This window comes from Arthrobacter sp. P1_B9, assembly GCF_056406495.1.
Genome location: NZ_JBFUAA010000007.1, coordinates 201,066 through 220,247, shown reverse-complemented (window position 1 = coordinate 220,247; position 19,182 = coordinate 201,066). Strand labels below are relative to the sequence as shown.

The following is a 19,182-nucleotide window of genomic DNA, read 5'->3' as shown; positions in this document are numbered from 1 at the left end:
CATCACGTGACGGCTGGTTACGAAAGGCCCCTTCATGGTTACCCCCGGTGTCCCTAGGATGGACCCAGGGACCGGGACAGAATTCCCCGCCCGGAAAAGGAGCCACATGATGCACGCAATCGTCGCCCGCCAGGCCGGCGGCCCCGAGGTCCTCGAACTCGACAAGACAGCCCGGCCCGTTCCCGGGCCCGGCCAGCTGCTGGTCAAGGTCGCGGCCGCGGGCGTGAACTTCATTGACACCTACAAGCGCAGCGGCGTCTACAAGGTCAGCTACCCCTTCACGCCCGGCTCCGAGGCCGCGGGCACCGTGGAGGAGGTCGGCGACGCCGTCACCGGGTTTGCTCCCGGTGACCGGGTGGCCACGGCCGAGGGCGCTGACTGCTACGCCGGCTATGCACTCGTCGATGAGGACAAGGCCCTCCCGGTTCCCGACGGCCTGGATGATTTCACCGCCGCGGCGCTGCCGTTGCAGGGCGTGACGGCCCACTACCTAATCAACTCCACCTTCAAGGTCGAGTCCGGCCACACCGTGCTGCTCCACGCCGGCGCCGGCGGTGTGGGGCTCCTGATGATCCAGTTGCTCAAGGCCAGGGGCGCCAACGTCATCACCACCGTTTCGACAGACGCGAAAGAGCAGCTGGCCCGCGAAGCCGGCGCCGACAACGTGCTGCGCTACGACGGTTTGGCCGACCGGGTCCGGGATCTGACCAACGGCACCGGCGCGGATGTGGTGTACGACGGCGTCGGAAAAGACACTTTCGACGCCTCCCTGGCGTCCCTGCGCATCCGGGGCATGCTGGTCCTCTTCGGTGCAGCGTCCGGCCCGGTCCCGCCGTTCGACCCGCAGCGGCTCAACGCCGGCGGCTCGCTGTACCTCACGCGGCCCACCATGGGCCACTACCTGCGCGACGCCCGGGAACGCCGCTGGCGCTCCGACGAAGTCTTCGCCGCCGCTGCCGACGGCAGCCTCAAGGTCAGGATCGGCGCACGCTATCCTCTCGGCGAGGCAGCCCGTGCCCACGAGGACCTTGAACAGCGCCGCACCACCGGCAAAGTCATCCTCGTCCCCTAAGCTGCACGGTCCCCCAAGCCGTACGGCAACACCATCCGTTCATCTCCTGCAGGGACAATGCGCCAGTGACCGAGCAACGACTGACCCCCAGTGAAGCCCCCGACGCCGGTGCGGTGCAGAGTCTTCCCGCTCCCCGTCCCACCGTCCACGAGCCCCAGCTGCCGGGCGCCCTCTCCGCCCCGCCGGAGCGCACGCTGATAGACATCGTCCGGGATACTGCCGCCCGGTACCCGGACGCTTCGGCGCTCGACGACGGCCACCGTTCGCTCAGTTACGCCCAGCTCATGGACGAGGTCCGGGCCACCGCCCGGAAACTGCACCTCGCCGGGCTGGGTGCCGGCGACAAGATCGGCGTCCGGATCCCGTCGGGCACCAACGAACTCTACGTCTCGATCCTGGCGGTGCTGCTGGTCGGTGCGGCCTATGTCCCCGTAGACGCCGACGATCCCGACGAACGGGCCAGACTGGTCTTCGGGGAGGCGAGGGTGGCCGGCATCCTCCGCGCCGGCGGGAAGATCGTCACGGACAGCAACCGCCCCCGCCCGTTCCCCGACGCGAGGCCGCCGGGTCCCGACGACGACGCGTGGGTCATTTTCACCTCCGGCTCAACCGGCACCCCCAAGGGCGTCGCGGTCCGGCACCGCTCGGCCGCCGCGTTCGTGGACGCCGAGGCCCGCATCTTCCTGCAGGCCGATCCGGTGGGCCCGCAGGACCGGGTGCTGGCCGGCCTGTCCGTTGCCTTCGATGCCTCCTGCGAGGAAATGTGGCTCGCGTGGCGCCACGGCGCCTGCCTGGTTCCGGCACCCCGGGCACTGGTACGGACCGGCATGGACCTCGGCCCCTGGCTCATCAGCCACGGCATCACCGTGGTTTCCACTGTCCCCACACTGGCCGCTCTCTGGCCCGTGGAGTCGCTGGAAAGTGTCCGGCTGCTGATCTTCGGCGGGGAGGCGTGCCCGCCCGACCTTGCCGAACGGCTCGCCGTCGAAGGACGCGAAGTATGGAACACCTACGGGCCCACCGAGGCCACCGTGGTCGCGTGCGCCGCGCAGCTCGGCGCGCCCGGCCCCATCCGTATCGGCCTGCCGCTGGACGGCTGGGACCTCGCCGTCGTCGACGCCGATTCGCTGCCCGTCGCCGAAGGCGCGGTCGGCGAACTGATCATCGGCGGCGTCGGGCTGGCCCGGTACCTTGACCCGGTCAAGGACGCGGAAAAATATGCCCCCATGCCGTCCCTGGGCTGGCCGCGCGCCTACCGCTCCGGCGACCTCGTCAGGTACGAAGCAGAAGGCCTCATTTTCCAGGGCCGCGCCGATGAGCAGGTCAAGCTCGGCGGCCGCCGGATCGAGCTCGGCGAAATCGACGCCGCCCTGCAGTCCCTGCCGGATATCGCCGGCGCCGCCGCCGCCGTGCAGACCACCGCGGCCGGCAACCAGATCCTGGTCGGCTACCTCGCCGCCGTCGCCGGCCGGGACATCGACCTCGCGGCCGCCCGCGAACTGCTGGGCGAACGCCTGCCCGCGCCCCTCATTCCGCTGCTGACACTCGTCGATTCGCTGCCGACCAAGACCAGCGGCAAAGTGGACCGCCACGCCCTGCCCTGGCCGCTCAGTGGAACCGGAGCGGCGGAGGCCGAAGGTGCCCCGCTGAACCTGCCGGAGGACGCGCAGTGGATCGTGGAGCAGTGGAGCGCCGTGCTGGGAAGCCCGGTCACCAGCCTCGATGCCGACTTCTTCGCCTACGGCGGCGGCTCGCTGGCCGCCGCGCAGCTCGTGTCCGCCCTCCGCGTCCGCTATCCCACCATCACGGTGGCCGATATCTACGCGACACCCCGGGTGGGCGCCCTGGTGGACGAGGCCCGGCAGTCGCTGCCGGAGGGTGGTGCCGTCGCCGCCCAGGAGCGCACCGTCCGGCCCACCGCGCGGAAGTCACAGGCCTTCCAGACGCTCCTGGGCGTTCCCTTGCACATCCTGGTCGGCATGCGCTGGCTGACCTACCTGATGGCAGCCAACAACCTGCTGGCCGCCTTCGCCGGATTCAGCGCCGCGCCAACGATCTCATGGTGGTGGGTGGGAGCTTCCTGGCTGGTCTTCGTCAGTCCCGCCGGGCGGATGCTGCTCTCCGTCGCCGCCGCCCGCATCCTGCTGCGCAACGTGGTGCCTGGCACCTATCCCCGGTCCGGGCGGGTGCACCTCCGGCTCTGGCTCGCGGAACAGATCCAGGACCTGGCCGGCGCCATCAGCCTCGCCAGCGCGCCCTGGGTGCCCTACTACGCGAAAGCGCTCGGGGCGAAGATCGGCGAGAACGTCCAGCTGCACTCGCTGCCGCCCGTCACCGGGATGCTGACCCTCGGCACAGGGTCCAATATCGAGCCCGAAGTCGATCTGTCCGGCTGGTGGATCGACGGCGACCGTGTCCACATCGGCGCCATCCGGATTGGCCCCGGCGCAAGCGTGGGGGCCCGCAGCACGCTGATGCCGGGAGCCACGGTGGGTGCCGGGGCGCAAGTGGAGCCGGGTTCCGCTGTGATCGGCAAGGTCAAGGCGGGACAGCTCGTGGCCGGGTCGCCGGCCGAGCGCCGTGGCAAGGCCCGGCACTCGTGGCCGGACTCCCCGGACGAGCACCGGCTGATGGGCCGGTTGTGGTTCGCCGGTTTCGCCGCCGCCTCCGCCATGCTGGCGCTCATCCCCTACGTCTCCGCCGCCGTCGCGGGCTTGGTGATCTTCGCGTTCATCCAGGGCAGCTCCTCACTGCCCGCGGCCCTGCCCGGCATAGCGCTCTCGATCCCGCTGGCGGCGCTGGCATGGTTCCTGACCAACCTGCTGCTGATCCTGGCCACGACGAGGCTCCTCAGCGTCGGCCTCGCTGAAGGCTACTACCGGGTCCGGAGCCGGATCGGGTGGCAGGTCTGGGCGACCGAGCGGGTACTGGATCTGGCCCGGGATCTGCTGTTCCCGATCTACGCCAGCCTCTTTACGCCGGTCTGGCTGCGGCTTCTCGGTGCGAAGGTCGGCCGCAACGTGGAGGCCTCGACAGTGCTGCTGATCCCGCGCATGACCACCGTGGGCGAGGGCGCGTTCCTGGCCGACGACACGATGGTGGCGTCCTACGAACTCGACGGCGGCTGGATGCACATAGCACCGGCCAAGATCGGCAAGCGGTCTTTCCTGGGCAACTCGGGCATGACGGCGGCCGGGCGCAGCGTGCCCAAGAACTCCCTCGTGGCGGTGTTGTCCGCGACGCCGGCCAAGGCGAAGTCCGGCACATCGTGGCTCGGCAGCCCGCCGGTGCGGCTGCGGCGCACCGCCATCGCCTCGGACGACACGCGGACCTACCAGCCGCCCCGGAGGCTGAAGGTCGCGCGGGCCCTGTGGGAGCTGTGCCGGTTCGTCCCGGTCATGCTGACGGTCGTCATCGCCGTCGGTGTCATGCTCGCGTTCGACGCGATGGCGGCCCTGTTCAACTACGGAGTCGCCGCTCTCCTGAGCGGGGTGGTGATCCTGCTCGCCGGGGCCACGGCCGCGGGCAGCGCCGTCGTGGCCAAGTGGCTGCTGGTGGGCCGCATCCGCCCCGGCGAGCACCCGCTGTGGAGCTCCTTCATTTGGCGGAACGAGGTAGTGGACACGTTCATTGAGATGGTCAGCGCCCCGTGGTTCGCGCGCGCCGCCACGGGGACACCGGCACTGGTGTGGTGGCTGCGGGCACTCGGCGCGAAAATCGGTGCCGGGACCTGGTGCGAAAGCTACTGGCTGCCGGAGGCGGACCTCGTCACCCTCGGCAGGAATTCGACCGTCAACCGCGGGTGCGTGGTCCAGACCCATCTGTTCCATGACCGTGTCATGAGCATCGACACTGTTACGCTCGATGACGGAGCCACCATGGGCCCGCACGGCGTCATCCTGCCGCAGGCCAGGATCGGCAGCGGCGGCACGGTGGGGCCGGCGTCCCTCGTCATGCGGGGCGAAACCGTCCCTGCCGGGACGTACTGGATGGGCAATCCGGTCAGCCCCTGGGACGGGCCGGCACCGCCCGCAGGGCCCCGTTAGGCCCGGCGCCTGCGCACGTCAACCAGCACCACAACCGAAGGTCCGTCCATTGAGCACCAGCGCACCAAGCAGCAGCGGCGCCGCCGCCCGCGGGGACATCAGCGGCGAGATCAGCCGCGAAATCAGCCGGGCCACGAGCCCGGAAGCCGGCGCCCCGGACCCCTATATGCCCGGCCACGGGACCAATGCCTACCGCGTCACCCGGTATGAACTCGATCTGGACTACCGGGTCAGCAGCAACCGCCTTGCCGGGCACGCCGTCCTGCACGCCATCACGCAGCTCCCGACGTCGGCGATCGTCCTGGACCTGGCCGGCTTGCGGGCCACGAAGATCCAGCTCAACGGGCGAAGGGTACGCCGGTTCACGCAGCGGGCCGAGCAGCTCGTTGTCTACCCCGACAACCCGCTGCTCGCCACCGAGGCCTTCACGCTGGACATCCGCTATGAGGGCTACCCCGCGCCGCGCCGCGGTGTGTGGGGCGAAGTTGGCTGGGAAGAGCTCTCCGATGGGGTGCTGGTCGCCGGGCAGCCCAACGGGGCAGCCTCCTGGTTTCCGTGCAATGACCACCCGCGGGACAAAGCGACTTACCTCATCACCGTGACCACGGACGCGAACTACCGGGCCGTGTGCAACGGAGTGCTGCTCTCCCGTACCAGCAGGGCCAGCCGCGAGACCTGGGTCTTTGAGCAGGCCGAACCCATGGCCACCTACCTGGCCACGGTCCAGATCGGCCGCTACGAGCTCCTGACGCTCAATGCCGACCGGCCCTCAGGGCACGTTCCGCAGTATGTGGCCGTGCCGGCGTCGCTCCAGGCGGGCGCCCGGGCCGCCCTGGCCCGCCAGCCCGACATGATGCGGACCTTCACTAATTGCTTTGGGCCGTACCCGTTCCCGGAGTACACGGTGGTGGTCACCGACGACGTCCTGGAAATCCCGCTGGAAGCGCAGACACTGTCCATCCTGGGTCCCAACCATCTGCGGCAGGACTGGGAATCACAGCGGATGATCGCCCACGAACTCGCCCACCAGTGGTTCGGGAACTCCCTGACCACTGCGACCTGGAAGGACATCTGGCTGCACGAGGGCTTTGCCTGCTACGCGGAATGGATCTGGTCTGAAGAGGCCGGCATCATGTCGGCGGCTGCCCGCGCACGCGCCGCCTGGCGCAAGCTCGCCGCTGCCCCGCAGGACCTGATGGTGGGCGACCCCGGCCCCGAACTGATGTTTGACGACCGGGTCTACAAACGCGGCGCCCTGGCCCTGCACGCCCTGCGGGTACGCTGCGGCGATCTGGCGTTCTTCGCCCTGCTGCACGACTGGACGGACCGCTTCCGGCACGGCACCGTGACCACCGCCGACTTCATCGTCGCGGCCGCCCACACGACAGGCCTGGACGCAGAGGCCCTGTTGCACCCCTGGCTGTTCGCCGACGCCCTGCCGCCGCTCCCGCAGGCAACGCCGCCCAAGATCTGATCAGGGGCCGGAGCCCTGACTAGGGAAGGACCGCCAGGGCGACGGCTGCCACGAGGTCAGCGGGCAGGCCCGTCTCTGCCGGCGGCAGGTCCCGGAGCCCTGCGCGGCCGTTCACTGTTGGCGCCAGCACGTCCAGGGTGTCCGGGGCCGTCTGCAGCCCGGTGCCCAGCATTTTGAGCCAGGCCTCCTTGCGCGCCCACAGGCGCGCCCTGCCCTGCAGCAGCGCGATGCCGCCCAGCCCGGCGAGGTGCCGTTGTTCCGCCGGGGTCAACACGACGTCGTCGAACCCGTCGAAGTCCGCCCGGGCCGGATCCTCGACGTCGATGCCCAGGTGCTCGCCCGGGTCCGGGTCCACGACCCCGGCCAGAAGCGTCCAGCCGGCCGCACGGGACAGGCTCAGCAGCAGCGGCGCCGCCTGGCCCCGGAGCAGGTAGCCGGGCCGGCCGTGTGAGATGTCCGCGCCGGTGCCGCACCGTGGGCAGCTGTACCAGGCGGTGAGGTCCGACGCCGGAACGCCGAGCAGGCCGGCGGCGAACCGGCGCTGCGCGAGCCGCCCGTGCAGGAAGTCCTCCCGGGTCCGCGGGGTCATGGCCCTGGCCCGGACGAGTTCGGCCCCGTCCAGCAGGGAGCGGGAGTCGCGTTCCAGCTCCGGTTCCGGGTAAAGGGCTGGTGCCGCGTCCACGGTCGCCCCCAGGTCCCTGGGAACCCCGGGGTCGCCGGGAACGCGAAAGGGCGGGCAGGCACGCACAACAAGGTGTGATGCCATGACCCGCCCCTTTCAGAAACGTCTGCGCTGTGACCAGCGCAGTCCTCAGCGCTGCACCGCTCCGAATCGTTCGTGGGCGGCGGCCACGGCACCTTCACGGGCCTCCGAGGCCTCGTCCGCCGTCAGGGTGCGGTCGTCGGCGCGGAAGCGCAGGCTGAACGCCAGCGACTTCTTTCCTTCCTCGATGCCCTTGCCCGCGTAGACGTCGAACAACGCGACGTCCTCGAGCAGTTCGCCGGCGCCTTCACGCAGCGCAGCCAGCACCTCCCCGGCCGGGACGTCCTGCGCCACCACCAAGGCCACGTCCTGCGTGGCCACCGGGTACGTCGAGATGTGCCGGGCCACGATCACGTCGGCGGCTGCCTCGAAGAGGGCGTCGGCGTTCAGTTCCAGTGCCACGGACCGGGCCGGCATGTCGTGCGCCGCCAGCAGCTTCGGGTGCAGCTCGCCGGCGTAGCCCACCACTTCGCCGGTGCGCAGTTCAAGCTGCGCCGCCCGGCCCGGGTGGAAGGCCTGATGCCGGCCCTGCGTGACCAGGAGCTCGACGCCGAGCACGTCGCCGGCGATCCGGGCGATGTCCACCGCGTCCGCCCAGTCCCAGGCCCGCGGGGCGTGGCCCGGGGCAGCGGGAGAGTCGTGCCCCGTGAGCACGGCGGCGAGGTGCAGCGGCTGGTCCGGGACGCCGTCGTACAGGGCATCGAGCACGTCGTCGCCGGGCTTGACGCCGAGCGGCGGAATCGCGGAGGTGCCAAGCTTCTCGCCCGGCAGGAACACGAGCCCGGCCTCGAAAAGGGCGAGGTCGCGGAAGCCGCGGGAGTGGTTGCGCTTGGCAACCTCGATCAGGCCCGGCAGGACGGAGGTCCGCAGGAAGCCGTGCTCCTCGCTGATCGGGTTGGCCAGCTTGAGGGCCTTGCGCTCCGCACCTTCGGCGGGGACGCCAAAGGTGTCATTGGCGGCCTTCGAGACGAACGGATACGCCAGCACCTCGGTGAGTCCGGCGTCGGCGAGGGCCTGGATCAGGCGGCGGCGCTGCTGCTGGACGCGGGTCAGGCCACGGCCCGGGGGCGCCACAGGCAGGGTCGCCGGGATCTTGTCGTAGCCGACCAGCCGGGCGATTTCCTCGGTGAGGTCGTCCTTGGTCTCGAGGTCCTGGCGCCAGCTCGGGGCGGTCACCGTGTAGCCGTTGCCGGTCTTGGCAACGACGGCGCCGAGGTCCTCGAGCGAGGTCAGGATCTGTTCCTCGGTGAAGTCGATCCCGATCCGGGCTGCCGCGTACTCTGCCGGCAGTTCGATGGTGACGGCGTCCGGCGCGGTCCCGACGTCGGTCCCGGCCTCGTCGGCCGTTCCGCCGGCGAGTTCGACCAGCAGGTCCACCACACGCTGGGCGGCCACGTCGGCCACTTGCCAGTCCACGCCGCGTTCGAAGCGCTTGGACGCCTCGGAGGGCAGCTTGTGCCGGCGGCGGGCACGGGCGATCGAGACCTCGTCGAAGTGCGCGGCCTCGACCAGGACGTTCGTGGTGGTGTCCGAGACTTCGGTGTGGGCACCGCCCATGACACCGGCGATTCCGATGGGCCCGGATTCGTCCGTGATCAGCAGATCCTCGACGTCGAGCGTGCGCTCCTTGTCGTCCAGGGTGGTGATCTTCTCCCCCGCCGTGGCCCGCCGGACCACTATGTCGCCGGCCAGCTTGTCCAGGTCATAGCAGTGGTTCGGCTGCCCGAGCTCGAGCATGACGTAGTTGGAGATGTCCACCGGCAGGGAGATGGACCGGATGCCGGCGAGCCGGAGACGGGAGGTCATCCACGGCGGGGTAGGCCGGGTGGCATCGACACCGCGCACGGTGCGGGCCACGAAACGGTCGCAGCCGGGCTTGCCGTAGATGGGGGCGTCGTCGTTGAGCTTGACGCCGTAGCCGCCGGAGAGCGACTGCGGAACCTGGACCTTGGAGACCGGGTCCGTGAACACGGTGCCGGTGGCGTGCGCGTATTCACGGGCCGCACCGCGGATGGAGAAGCAGTAGCTGCGGTCAGGGGTGACGTTGATTTCGGCGGCCTGGTCGTAGAGGCCGAGCAGTTCCATCGCGTCGGTGCCCAGTTCCGGGTCTAGGCCGATCCGGGACAGCACCAGGATGCCGTCGTGGTCCTCCCCGATGCCGAGTTCGCGGACGGAGGCGATCATGCCGGCAGAGAGGTGCCCGTAGGTCTTGCGCGCGGAGATCCGGAAGTCGCCCGGCAGCACGGCGCCGGGGAGGGTGACCACCACCTTGTCGCCTTCCACGAAGTTGTGGGCGCCGCAGATGATGCCCTGCACGCCGGAGGGATCGATGCCGGCGCCGGTCAGGGTCTGCTCACTGCCCTCGGGGACGACCCGGACCTGGCACCAGTTGATGGTCTTGCCGTTGGACTGGGGTTCCTTGACGATGCTGAGCACCTGGCCCACCACGATCGGACCCTGGACGGAGTCCGTGGGCCGGTGGACTGCTTCTTCTTCGAGCCCGACCTTGACGAGCTCGGCCATGACGTCTTCGGCCGTCGCTTCGGCCGGTACCTGCGCGAATTCGCGCAGCCATGAAAGTGGGATACGCACTGTTAGATCTCCATCCCGAAGTGCTCGCTGAAACGTACGTCGCCTTCAATCATGTCGCGCATGTCGCCAACCTCGTTGCGGAACATGAGGGTGCGTTCGATGCCCATGCCGAAGGCAAAGCCTGAATAGATGTCCGGGTCTATCCCGGCCGCGCGCAGGACATTGGCGTTGACCATGCCGCAGCCGCCCCACTCGATCCAGCTGGGGCCGCCCTTGGCGCCCGGGTGCCAGATGTCCAGCTCCGCGGAGGGCTCGGTGAACGGGAAGTAGTTGGGCCGCAGCCGGATCTGGGCTTCCGCGCCGAACATCTGGCGTGCGAAGTGCTCCAGGGTGCCGCGGAGGTCCGCCATGCTCAGGTTCTTGTCGATGGCCAGGCCCTCGAACTGGTGGAACACGGGGGTGTGCGTCGCGTCGAGCTCGTCCGTGCGGAACACCTTGCCCGGGCACAGCACATAGATGGGCAGCTCCCGTTCCAGCATGGAGCGGACCTGCACCGGCGAGGTGTGCGTGCGCATGAGCAGGTGGGCCTCGGGCGGCTCGACGAAGAACGTGTCCTGCATGTCGCGGGCGGGGTGGTCCGGCTTGAAGTTCAGGGCATCGAAGTTAAACCATTCGGACTCGACCTCGGGACCTTCGGCGATTTCCCAACCCATGCCAACAAAGATGTCCGCCACGCGGTCCTGCAGCGTGGACAGCGGGTGGCGTGCACCGGCTGTGCGCCGGCGCGGCGCTGCCGTGACATCCACGGTCTCTTCGACGAGGATCCGCGCGTCGTTCTCGGCCTCGAGCGCGACCGTGCGGTCCGCGAGCGCCTTGTTGACCCGTCCCCTTGAGGCGCCCATGAGCTTGCCGGCGGCGGCCTTCTGGTCCTTGGGCAGCGCGCCGATCTCACGGTTGGCGAGGCTCAGGGCGGACTTCTCGCCCGTGTGGGCGAGGCGCACGGCCTTGAGTTCATCGAGGGTCGCGGCGGCGGCGATGGCGGCAACGGCCTGGTCTACGGCGGCGGTAATGGCGGCTTCATCCAGAGGATTCGGGACGGCTGCGTCCGGCAAAGTTTCAGTCATCTACTGTTCTTAGCTACGAGTCGGATCATGCCAACAGCGTGCGCCGGGCACAGGGCGCGGCGCAGGTTCTCGGCAAGGCTTGTGGTCACTGTCCCCAGTCTAGTAGACGGCCGTCGGCGGCATGGCACGGCCGCCCCGCACGTGACGCAGCGGTGCCGGCTGCGCCTGGGCACGCCAACGCCGGGATTCCACCGGCACGGGACATCCCGGCGGACCCCTGACTGCCGGGCACACCCCCGGCTACCATGGCCTCATGACGCCCGGACAACGGCTTCGCCAGATCGCCAACCTGCTCAACGGCTCCACCCTGCTGGGCCTGCTGCTGGCAGCCTGTGCGCGGACAACCGTCAGCTCCGGTCCGCGCGGATTGCTGATCGCTGGCCGCTACCGCTGGCGGCTGCCGTTTGCTGCGGCCTTCACCGTGGGCAACGTGATCCTCTTCCGCGCCGGACCGGAATCCGCCCGCGCCAATCCAGTGCTGCTGGGCCACGAAGAGCGCCACAGCACCCAATACGCCTGGTGCCTCGGGCTGCCCTTCCTTCCGCTGTACTTCATAGCCGCCGGCTGGTCCCTCTGGCGCACGGGCAACCCGGGCAGCGCCAACATCTTCGAGCGCCATGCCGGCCTGGAAGCGGGCGGCTACCCCCGGCCCGGCCTGCCCGGACCCATCCCACGCACGCACCGCAGAATGGGCACCGCCCCCGAACGTTACGAGGCCTGACATGACAGACAGCCCCCGAAGCATCTCCGTTGCAGGAACCGGCAGCGCCGAGGCGGTGCCGGACCTGCTGACCGTGTCGATCGGCGTTGAATGCCGCCGCGAGACCGTGGCCGAGGCCTACGGCGAGGCCGGAACGCGGTCGGCCGCCATCACGTCGGAGCTCCGGCAGCACGGCGTGGACAGCGCGGACTTATCCACCTCGGGGCTGAACGTCCGGGCCGAGCTGAACTGGCAGGATGGCCAGGGCCAGACCGTGACCGGCTATCTGGCCTCCAGCACGCTCACCGTCAGGATCCGCGAGTTGTCCGCGTCCTCGCAGATCCTTGCCGCGGCGGTTGCTGCCGGCGGCGACGCCGTCCGGCTGAACGGGCTGACCCTCGGCTTCGCCGACCCCTCGGCCGTGGAGGCCCGGGCCCGGGAGGCCGCCTGGCAGGACGCCCGCACCACCGCCGAGCATTACGCCGCCCTCGCAGGAACCGGGCTTGGCAGGGTCCTGTCCCTCACCCAGCACACCGGCTTCCAGGCGCCGATCCCCGTGGCGAAGATGCAACGGGAAGCGGCGGTGGCCTCACTCAACGTCGAGGCCGGTGAGTCGGGCGTCACCGCCACGATCGGCGTCGTCTGGGAACTGCTGGAATGATTGTCCAGTAATTGTTGGAGTAGTTGTCTCGCGTCGCCGACGGCGGCCGCCACCGCTTCGGGCGGCGGATGACCGGCTGGGCTAGTGGGTTGCGCCGGCAGCGAGCTTGAGATCCGCCGTCGTCGCCAGCGCAGTGCGCACGACGACGGCGAGCGCCGCCGCCATCTGGGCGGCCGGCAGCGAGGGGGCACTGCTTCCGGCCGGAAGCTGCGTGTCCTGGTAGGGGACGTGGACAAAGCCTCCCCTGGTGCCCGGGCGTAGCCGCAGGGCGTGCATGAGCGTGTAGAAGACGTGGTTGCAGACATAGGTCCCGGCACTTTGGGACACTTCGGCCGGGATCTGCTCTGCGGTCAACGCCGCGAGCGCCGCCTTGACGGGCAGCGACGTGAAATAGGCTGCCGGTCCGCCCGGGACTACGGGTTCGTCCACGGGCTGATTGCCGGCATTGTCCGGAATCCGGGCGTCGTCACAATTGATGGCCACCCGTTCCAGCGAGATGCGCGCCCTCCCGCCGGCCTGGCCGGCGCACAGCACAAGCTCCGGCGTGAAACGCTCGAGGGCCTCCGCCAGCACCTTGGCCGACTCGCCGAAGACGCATGGCAATTCCACCGCCTGGACATCCAGCCCTTCGGATTGGAGCAGCCGTGCCGCCGAACGGGCCGCTGCCCACGACGGATTGGCCGTATCGCCGCCAAATGGCTCGAACCCGGTCAGGAGAATCATCGCCCCAGCCTAACAACGCCCTTCCACTGCCCGGCAAGGCGCCACCCCCGCGGCACCCTTAACCCGGCCCCGTCCACACTTGGCCGCCAGGGCAGGTGTCGCTCCGGCCTCACGCGTCTGTCCGCGTCGGCAGGGTGAGGATTTCGGCCCCGTCGTTGGTGATGGCGATCGTGTGCTCACTGTGTGCAGTCCGGCAGCCGGTCGCACTTCGGAGCGTCCACCCGTCGGCGTCGGTGATGAGTTCAGCGGTGTCGGCCATGACCCATGGCTCCAGGGCGAGCAGCAGCCCGGGGCGCAGCTTGTAGCCACGGCCTGGCCGTCCGGTGTTGGGAATGTGCGGGTCCTGGTGCATGGTCGATCCGATGCCATGGCCCCCGAACTCGGTGTTGATCGGGTACCCCGCCTCGCCAAGGACTGAGCCGATGGCATGGGAGATGTCGCCGATCCTGGCTCCGGGCCGGGCAGCGGCTATCCCTGCGCTCAACGCGCGCTCGGTCGCGCTGATCATCGCGACGCCTTCCGGGGGCTTTGAGCCGCCCACGATGAAGCTGATGGCGGAGTCTGCTGCGACTCCCCGCTTGGAGACGGCGAGGTCGAGTGTCAGCAGGTCGCCATCGGCCAGCGTGTAGTCGCGTGGGAGTCCGTGGAGCACGGCGTCGTTGACGGCCGTGCAGATGTAGTGTCCGAACGGCCCGCGGCCGAAGGACGGCTCGTAGTCGACGTAACAGGACTGCGCACCAGCCTCGGCGATCATGGCCTGCGCCCATCGGTCGAGGTCCAGGAGGTTCGCGCCGACCGTGCTGCGGTTCTTCAGCGTCTGCAGGATGTCAGCGACAAGGGCGCCTGCTTCTTTGGCCCGGGCAAGTTCGGTGGGATTCAGGATCTCGATCATGCGGCGCCTTTCTCACGCGTCCAATAACTATACCGGTCATATTATCCCGGTATAATCGAAGCCATGGTCAGGTTGCCCCTCACATTCGCAGAGATCGAGCGCGGACAGCGCCTCGGCGCCCTGTTGCGCCGCGCCAGGGGGGGACGCTCGATGCTCGACATCGCGCTCGATGCACGCGTCTCACCGGAAACCCTCCGGAAGATCGAGACGGGCCGCGTAGCGACCCCCGCCTTCCCGACCATCGCCGCTATCGCCGGCGTCCTCGGACTCTCCCTCGATGCGGTGTGGGCCGAGGTCACCCAGACCAAACGCGCCACTGAACCAACCGGCCCTGATCACAACGCCCGTGAGCGGCTGGCTTCGTAAGCCTCGATCCCGCAGCTGCGCAGGCCGCCCCATGCTGCAACCGGCCGCCGCCTCGCCCGTCAGCATCCTTGACATTCAGTCGAACATATATTCGAATGTAGGCATGAGATGGGACGCACAAGCACTTGAGCGCGGCGATTCCCCGGCCGCCGCTTCGCCCACGGCTGCCCTGCTGCCCCTGGCCGGACTCGTGCGGACGGTTTCCACCCCGGAGTTTGCCGGGATCACCTTCCATGAGGTCACCGCCAAATCGGTGCTCAACAAGGTGGTCGCCGGTTCGCGGATGCCGTTCGACTGAACCGTCAACCCCTACCGCGGCTGCAGCCACGCCTGCGTCTACTGCTTCGCGCGCAAGAGCCACACCTATCTGGACTTCGACGCCGGACTGGACTTCGACAGCCAGGTGGTGGTCAAGATCAACGCCGCCGAGATCCTGCGCAAGGAGCTGGCCAAGCCCTCCTGGCGGCACGAGCACGTGGCCCTCGGCACCAACACTGACCCGTACCAGCGCGCCGAGGGCCGCTACCAGCTCATGCCCGGCATCATCGGTGCCCTCGCCGATTCCGGCACTCCCCTGTCCATCCTCACCAAGGGCACGCTCCTTGCCCGGGACATCCCGCTGCTGAAGCATGCCGCGGCCCAGGTGCCGGTGGGCGTGGGCATCTCGCTGGCCATGACCAACGAGCAGCTGTCGGAAGCCGTGGAACCGGGCACGCCTGGGCCACGTGCCCGGCTGAAGCTCATCTCCCGTCTGCGGGAAGCGGGCCTGCCCTGCGGCGTCATGGCCATGCCCATCCTGCCGTGGCTCTCCGACAGCGACGACGCCCTCGACTCCCTCTTCGGGGCCCTCGCGGCGGCCGGTGCCACAGGGGTCACGGCCGGTGCGCTGTACCTGAAGCCGGGCACCCGTGAATGGTTCATGCAGTGGATCGCCCGGGAACATCCGCACCTGGCGGGAAAGTACCGCCGCCTGTACGGCAGCGGGTCGTACGCATCCAAGGAATACCGCGCCTGGCTGGCAGGGCGGGTCCGGTATTTCAAGGACCTGCACGGCTTCTCCGGCTCGCAGGGCTTCAGCCACCGGGACCTGGACGGGGGCAGCGACCATGACAACGCCCGGGAGGAAGAAGCCCAGTACCCGGCCGGGAGCATCCCGGACACCGCGGGGCACGCAAACCCACGCCACGCCGGCGCCATCCGTTCCGGCACGGCCCGTTCCGACGCCGCCCAGCCCACACTGTTTTGAAGCCAGCTCCACCTCAAGCACACAGAGCCATGTGCTCCCCTGCGCAGTCAGCCGGAGCGGAAAATGCCCTGAGCCGCCGGGCGCAGGATGCCTAGAGCGCCTTGACTGCGCCGAGCACCCTGGCCAGCGAATCCTTGGCGTCCCCGAACAGGAGCGTCGTCTTGGGATCGTGCAGGAGCTCATTCTCGATGCCGGCAAACCCCGGGCGCATAGACCGCTTCAGGAACACGACCTGCTGGGCCTGCACCACTTCCAGGATCGGCATCCCGTAAATCGGCGAACCCGGCGAGGACTTGGCCGCCGGGTTGACGACGTCATTGGCCCCGACTACCAGAACGATGTCCGTGGTCGCGAATTCGGGATTGACTTCCGCGAGCTCCCGCAGTGACTCGTACGGCACGTTGGCCTCTGCCAGCAGCACGTTCATGTGGCCGGGCATGCGTCCCGCCACGGGATGGATGGCGAACACGACGTCCACTCCGCGGGCGCCCAGTGCCGTGGCAAGCTCCGCCACAGTGTGCTGGCCCTGGGCCACGGCGAGCCCATAACCGGGAACGATCACCACCCGCTGGGCGTAGCCGAGCTGGACGGCAATGTCCTCCGGGGACGAGGAACGCACTGGCCGGTCGCTCAGGGCGGTCGAACCCGCCGTCGAGCCGCCCTTGAACGCCCCGAACATGATTCCGCCGACTCCGCGCCCCATGGCCGAGGCCATGACCTTGGTCAGGATGGTGCCGCTCGCGCCCACGAGCGTCCCGGCGACCAGCAGCAGGACATTGCCCAGGACCACGCCGGACGCTGCCACCGCCAGCCCCGTGAAGGCATTCAGCAGGGAGATCACGATCGGCACGTCCGCCCCGCCCACGGGCAGCACCAGGAGCAGCCCTGCGGCGAGGCCCAGGCCCAGCAATGCGAGCGACCAGCCCAACGACCCGGTCAGGACCACCAGAGCTCCTGAGATGACCGCCCCCAGCAGGACGGCCCCCATCACCCAGGGCATCCCGGGAAACAGCAGCGGACGGGTGCTGATGAGCTCCTGCAGCTTGCCCACGGTCACTGCGGAGCCGGCGAAGGATACGGCGCCCACCAGCATGGTGAAGACCACGGCCAGGCGGACCCAGGGATCTTCCTGGTGGCCAAGTTCCAGTACGGCGACGAGCGCCGCGGCCCCGCCCCCGACGCCGTTGAAGAGCGCCACGAGTTGGGGCATCTGGGTCATCTGCACCCGGCGCGCCACGGGGAAGGCAATCGCGGAGCCCACGGCGATGGCCGCGAGGATGAGTGGAACATTTTCCAGCCGCGCGGAGAGGAAGACGGTGACGACGGCGAGCAGCGCCCCGGCCGCGCCGATGGCGTTGCCGCGGCGGGCAGTTCGTGGCGAGCTGAGGCCCTTGAGTGCCAGGATGAAGCAGACGGCGGCCACAAGGTAGAGCAGGGCTGTCCATTCGGGGCTCAGGAGGCTCATTTGGACTCCCCCGCCGCGTCGGCGGAGCTCCCCTCACCGGGGTGTCCTTCGCCCGCGGTTCCGCCAGCCTTGGCGGCGCCGCTTGGGGCGGGGATGCGTGTCCGTTTGTGGGCGCTGAACATCTCCAGCATCCGGTCCGTGACCACAAAGCCGCCCACCAGGTTGACGGTGGCCAGGACGACGGCCAGGAGCGCGACGCCGAGGACCCACGGGTCACTGGCCTGTCCGGCGACGATGATGGCGCCGACCAGGATGATGCCGTGGATGGCGTTGGCGCCGGACATGAGCGGTGTGTGCAGTTTGCTGGTGACCTTGGAGACGACTTCGAAGCCAACGAACACCGCGAGCACCACCACGGTCAGCAACGCGACGGGGCCCATCACGCCTCCCTTTCCAATGCTTCCGCGGTGGGGGCGTGCCGCACCGTGCCGCCGTGGGTCAGGCACGTTCCGGCGACCACATCGTCGTCGAAGTCCGGGGCCACCGAGCCGCAGTCGGTCATGAGCGCGAGGAAGTTGCTGACGTTCCGGGCGAAAAGCCGGGACGCGTCCGAGGGCATGGCGGATGCCGCGTCCTGCAAACCCACGAGCGTGACCGATCCGCCGTCGACCGGCACCTGCACGTCCTGACCGGCGATCACGCCTTCGACGTTGCCTCCGGACTCCGCGGCGAGGTCGACGACGACAGACCCTGCCCGCATGCCGGCCACCATGGCGGTGGTCACCAGCAAGGGAGCGGCCCGGCCGGGGATGGCCGCCGTCGTGATCAGGACGTCCGCCGCCGCGACATGCGGGGCCAGGAGGCTGCGCTGGCGTTGCGCCCGGTCCTCACCGAGGGCACGGGCGTAGCCTCCGGTTCCGTCTGCCGCCGCATCGATGTCCAGGTTGATGAACGTGCCGCCCATCGAGGCGACTTCCTCGGCGGAGGCGGCCCGGATGTCGTTGGCCGAGACCCGGGCGCCGAGCCGCTTTGCCGTGCCGATCGCCTGCAGCCCGGCGACGCCGGCCCCAAGGACGAGCACCCTCGCCGGCGGGATGGTACCGGCGGCGGTCATGTAGAGCGGGAAGAACCGCGGGTAGCGGACGGCGGCTTCCAGCACGGCGCGGTAGCCCGTGACCAGGGACTGGGAGCTGAGCGCATCCATGGACTGCGCCCGGGAGATCCGCGGAAGCAGCTCCAGGGCGAACGAGGTGATCCCGGCAGCGGCGAGTGTCCGGACGGTCGGCAGCTCCGAGGACGGCGATGCCAGCCCGATGGTGACGGTGCCGGGCCGCAGCCGGGCCGCGGCCTCCGGGGTGAGCGGGCGGACATGCAGCAGGACGTCCAGGGCCTCCAACGGGAGCTCGGAGATGACCGTCGCGCCGGCCTCCTTGAAGGCGGCGTCGGCGAAGCCTGCTTCGGTGCCGGCACCGCTCTCGACCAGGAGATGGAGCCCGAGCGCCGTCAGCTGCCGGGCCGTCTCCGGTGTGGCCGCGACGCGGCGTTCTCCGGCTCGCTGCTCTCGTCCGACACCGACCTGCACGGGCCACTCCTCTCGGTTGGGATCAGAGTAGGCACATGCCTGACCGTTTGGCGAGAGGCGGGCTCCCGAAGCGCGGCGGCGAGTCCGGTCAGCGGCCCAGGCCCGCTTCCACTCCGCGCGACCCGGTGGCCTGCACAGCCGCCAGGAGGGCCTCGACGATGGGGAGGTCCGCCGGGATCCACGGCAGGTCCAGGACCCCTGCCGGATTGCGGAGGTCGAGCCAGCGCAATTCGTCATGGTCCTCCAGCGGCCGGGGTTCTCCCTGCACGAGCTCCGCGAACCAGACCCTCATCGCCGCCTTCGCGTTGAGCGGCCAGCCCGCGGCGGTTTCCGCGGGCAGCTCCGCCCCGAGCCGCACCAGCACGCCCAGTTCTTCCCGGAGCTCGCGGTGCAGGGCGTCCTCGGCGGCCTCGCCTGGTTCGACTTTTCCGCCCGGGAACTCCCACATTCCGGCAAACTGCGGCGGCGCTGTGCGCCGGGCCACAAGGAGCATGCCCGGGTCGGCCAGGGAGTCCACTACTGCGCCGCCAACGACGCCTATGAGTCCAGTCACGCCCTCAAGTCTAAGGCGGGCGCAGGGTCCGGCGCCCGGAGGC

Annotated in this window: 15 protein-coding genes and 1 pseudogene; 7 read left to right on the top strand and 9 right to left on the bottom strand. The window is 69.6% G+C overall.

Annotation, left to right across the window (positions count from 1 at the left end; genetic code table 11):
- Window positions 1-106: 106 nt before the first annotated feature.
- The 3 genes from AC1D1A_RS12295 (at window position 107) to AC1D1A_RS12285 (ending at window position 6,592) form a co-directional block, all read left to right on the top strand.
- Complete coding sequence (locus AC1D1A_RS12295) at window positions 107-1,072, top strand: quinone oxidoreductase family protein (RefSeq protein ID WP_476859020.1); 966 nt, start codon at window positions 107-109, stop codon at window positions 1,070-1,072.
- A 113-nt stretch (window positions 1,073-1,185) separates the two neighbouring features.
- Complete coding sequence (locus AC1D1A_RS12290; RefSeq protein ID WP_476947830.1) at window positions 1,186-5,118, top strand: Pls/PosA family non-ribosomal peptide synthetase; 3,933 nt, start codon at window positions 1,186-1,188, stop codon at window positions 5,116-5,118.
- A 49-nt stretch (window positions 5,119-5,167) separates the two neighbouring features.
- Window positions 5,168-6,592 (top strand): M1 family metallopeptidase, encoded by a 1,425-nt coding sequence (locus tag AC1D1A_RS12285; protein WP_476947819.1) that lies wholly within the window; start codon window positions 5,168-5,170, stop codon window positions 6,590-6,592.
- Window positions 6,593-6,611: 19 nt separating this feature from the next.
- On the opposite strand, the gene AC1D1A_RS12280 is transcribed toward AC1D1A_RS12285, so the two are convergent.
- Genes AC1D1A_RS12280 through pheS form a run of 3 tightly spaced genes read right to left on the bottom strand, consistent with a single transcriptional unit; the run spans window position 6,612 to window position 11,011 of the window.
- Window positions 6,612-7,358, bottom strand: coding sequence for a 4'-phosphopantetheinyl transferase family protein (locus tag AC1D1A_RS12280; RefSeq protein WP_476947818.1), 747 nt, complete (start codon window positions 7,356-7,358; stop codon window positions 6,612-6,614).
- 45 nt (window positions 7,359-7,403) lie between these two features.
- A complete protein-coding gene (gene pheT, locus AC1D1A_RS12275; protein ID WP_476932167.1) occupies window positions 7,404-9,947 on the bottom strand; it encodes a phenylalanine--tRNA ligase subunit beta in 2,544 nt (847 codons plus the stop codon).
- 2 nt (window positions 9,948-9,949) lie between these two features.
- Window positions 9,950-11,011 (bottom strand): phenylalanine--tRNA ligase subunit alpha, encoded by a 1,062-nt coding sequence (pheS, locus tag AC1D1A_RS12270; RefSeq protein WP_028277258.1) that lies wholly within the window; start codon window positions 11,009-11,011, stop codon window positions 9,950-9,952.
- 253 nt (window positions 11,012-11,264) lie between these two features.
- Between pheS and AC1D1A_RS12265 the strand changes: the two genes are divergently transcribed.
- Both AC1D1A_RS12265 and AC1D1A_RS12260 read left to right on the top strand, forming a co-directional pair.
- On the top strand, window positions 11,265-11,732 hold the full coding sequence (locus tag AC1D1A_RS12265; RefSeq protein WP_476947817.1) for a hypothetical protein: 468 nt from the start codon (window positions 11,265-11,267) through the stop codon (window positions 11,730-11,732).
- A gap of 1 nt (window position 11,733) precedes the next feature.
- On the top strand, window positions 11,734-12,372 hold the full coding sequence (locus AC1D1A_RS12260) for an SIMPL domain-containing protein (protein ID WP_476947816.1): 639 nt from the start codon (window positions 11,734-11,736) through the stop codon (window positions 12,370-12,372).
- A gap of 81 nt (window positions 12,373-12,453) precedes the next feature.
- Here the strand turns inward: AC1D1A_RS12260 and pcp are convergent, their stop codons facing one another.
- On the bottom strand, window positions 12,454-13,095 hold the full coding sequence (gene pcp, locus AC1D1A_RS12255) for a pyroglutamyl-peptidase I (RefSeq protein WP_476859027.1): 642 nt from the start codon (window positions 13,093-13,095) through the stop codon (window positions 12,454-12,456).
- Window positions 13,096-13,204: 109 nt separating this feature from the next.
- A complete protein-coding gene (gene map / locus AC1D1A_RS12250; protein WP_476872008.1) occupies window positions 13,205-13,987 on the bottom strand; it encodes a type I methionyl aminopeptidase in 783 nt (260 codons plus the stop codon).
- A 63-nt stretch (window positions 13,988-14,050) separates the two neighbouring features.
- Here map and AC1D1A_RS12245 point away from each other — a divergent pair, with 63 nt between their 5' ends.
- Together AC1D1A_RS12245 and AC1D1A_RS12240 are read left to right on the top strand one after the other, a co-directional pair.
- Entirely contained in the window at window positions 14,051-14,353 is a 303-nt protein-coding gene (locus tag AC1D1A_RS12245) for a helix-turn-helix domain-containing protein (RefSeq protein WP_476872009.1), read from the top strand.
- A 103-nt stretch (window positions 14,354-14,456) separates the two neighbouring features.
- A pseudogene (locus tag AC1D1A_RS12240) lies at window positions 14,457-15,599 on the top strand (Rv2578c family radical SAM protein).
- 91 nt (window positions 15,600-15,690) lie between these two features.
- Here AC1D1A_RS12240 and AC1D1A_RS12235 read toward each other — a convergent pair.
- From AC1D1A_RS12235 to AC1D1A_RS12220, 4 genes are all read right to left on the bottom strand, one after another.
- On the bottom strand, window positions 15,691-17,064 hold the full coding sequence (locus AC1D1A_RS12235) for an NAD(P)(+) transhydrogenase (Re/Si-specific) subunit beta (protein ID WP_223917215.1): 1,374 nt from the start codon (window positions 17,062-17,064) through the stop codon (window positions 15,691-15,693).
- Entirely contained in the window at window positions 17,061-17,444 is a 384-nt protein-coding gene (locus AC1D1A_RS12230; RefSeq protein ID WP_476856516.1) for an NAD(P) transhydrogenase subunit alpha part 2, read from the bottom strand. The genes AC1D1A_RS12235 and AC1D1A_RS12230 overlap by 4 nt, the downstream gene beginning before the upstream one ends.
- Window positions 17,444-18,586, bottom strand: a complete 1,143-nt coding sequence (locus tag AC1D1A_RS12225; protein ID WP_476872011.1) for a Re/Si-specific NAD(P)(+) transhydrogenase subunit alpha — start codon at window positions 18,584-18,586, stop codon at window positions 17,444-17,446. Before AC1D1A_RS12225 ends, AC1D1A_RS12230 begins: the two co-directional genes overlap by 1 nt.
- A gap of 88 nt (window positions 18,587-18,674) precedes the next feature.
- On the bottom strand, window positions 18,675-19,139 hold the full coding sequence (locus AC1D1A_RS12220; protein ID WP_476872012.1) for a (deoxy)nucleoside triphosphate pyrophosphohydrolase: 465 nt from the start codon (window positions 19,137-19,139) through the stop codon (window positions 18,675-18,677).
- Window positions 19,140-19,182 lie beyond the last annotated feature (43 nt).

Excerpts from the sequence above, each read along its gene's own strand:
- AC1D1A_RS12295 (WP_476859020.1), top strand. The coding sequence starts at position 107 with ATGATGCACGCAATCGTCGCCCGCCAGGCCGGCGGCCCCGAGGTCCTC.
- AC1D1A_RS12280 (WP_476947818.1), bottom strand. The coding sequence starts at position 7,358 with ATGGCATCACACCTTGTTGTGCGTGCCTGCCCGCCCTTTCGCGTTCCC.
- pheS (WP_028277258.1), bottom strand. The coding sequence starts at position 11,011 with ATGACTGAAACTTTGCCGGACGCAGCCGTCCCGAATCCTCTGGATGAA.
- AC1D1A_RS12265 (WP_476947817.1), top strand. The coding sequence starts at position 11,265 with ATGACGCCCGGACAACGGCTTCGCCAGATCGCCAACCTGCTCAACGGC.
- AC1D1A_RS12260 (WP_476947816.1), top strand. The coding sequence starts at position 11,734 with ATGACAGACAGCCCCCGAAGCATCTCCGTTGCAGGAACCGGCAGCGCC.
- pcp (WP_476859027.1), bottom strand. The coding sequence starts at position 13,095 with ATGATTCTCCTGACCGGGTTCGAGCCATTTGGCGGCGATACGGCCAAT.
- map (WP_476872008.1), bottom strand. The coding sequence starts at position 13,987 with ATGATCGAGATCCTGAATCCCACCGAACTTGCCCGGGCCAAAGAAGCA.
- AC1D1A_RS12245 (WP_476872009.1), top strand. The coding sequence starts at position 14,051 with ATGGTCAGGTTGCCCCTCACATTCGCAGAGATCGAGCGCGGACAGCGC.
- AC1D1A_RS12235 (WP_223917215.1), bottom strand. The coding sequence starts at position 17,064 with ATGAGCCTCCTGAGCCCCGAATGGACAGCCCTGCTCTACCTTGTGGCC.
- AC1D1A_RS12230 (WP_476856516.1), bottom strand. The coding sequence starts at position 17,444 with ATGGGCCCCGTCGCGTTGCTGACCGTGGTGGTGCTCGCGGTGTTCGTT.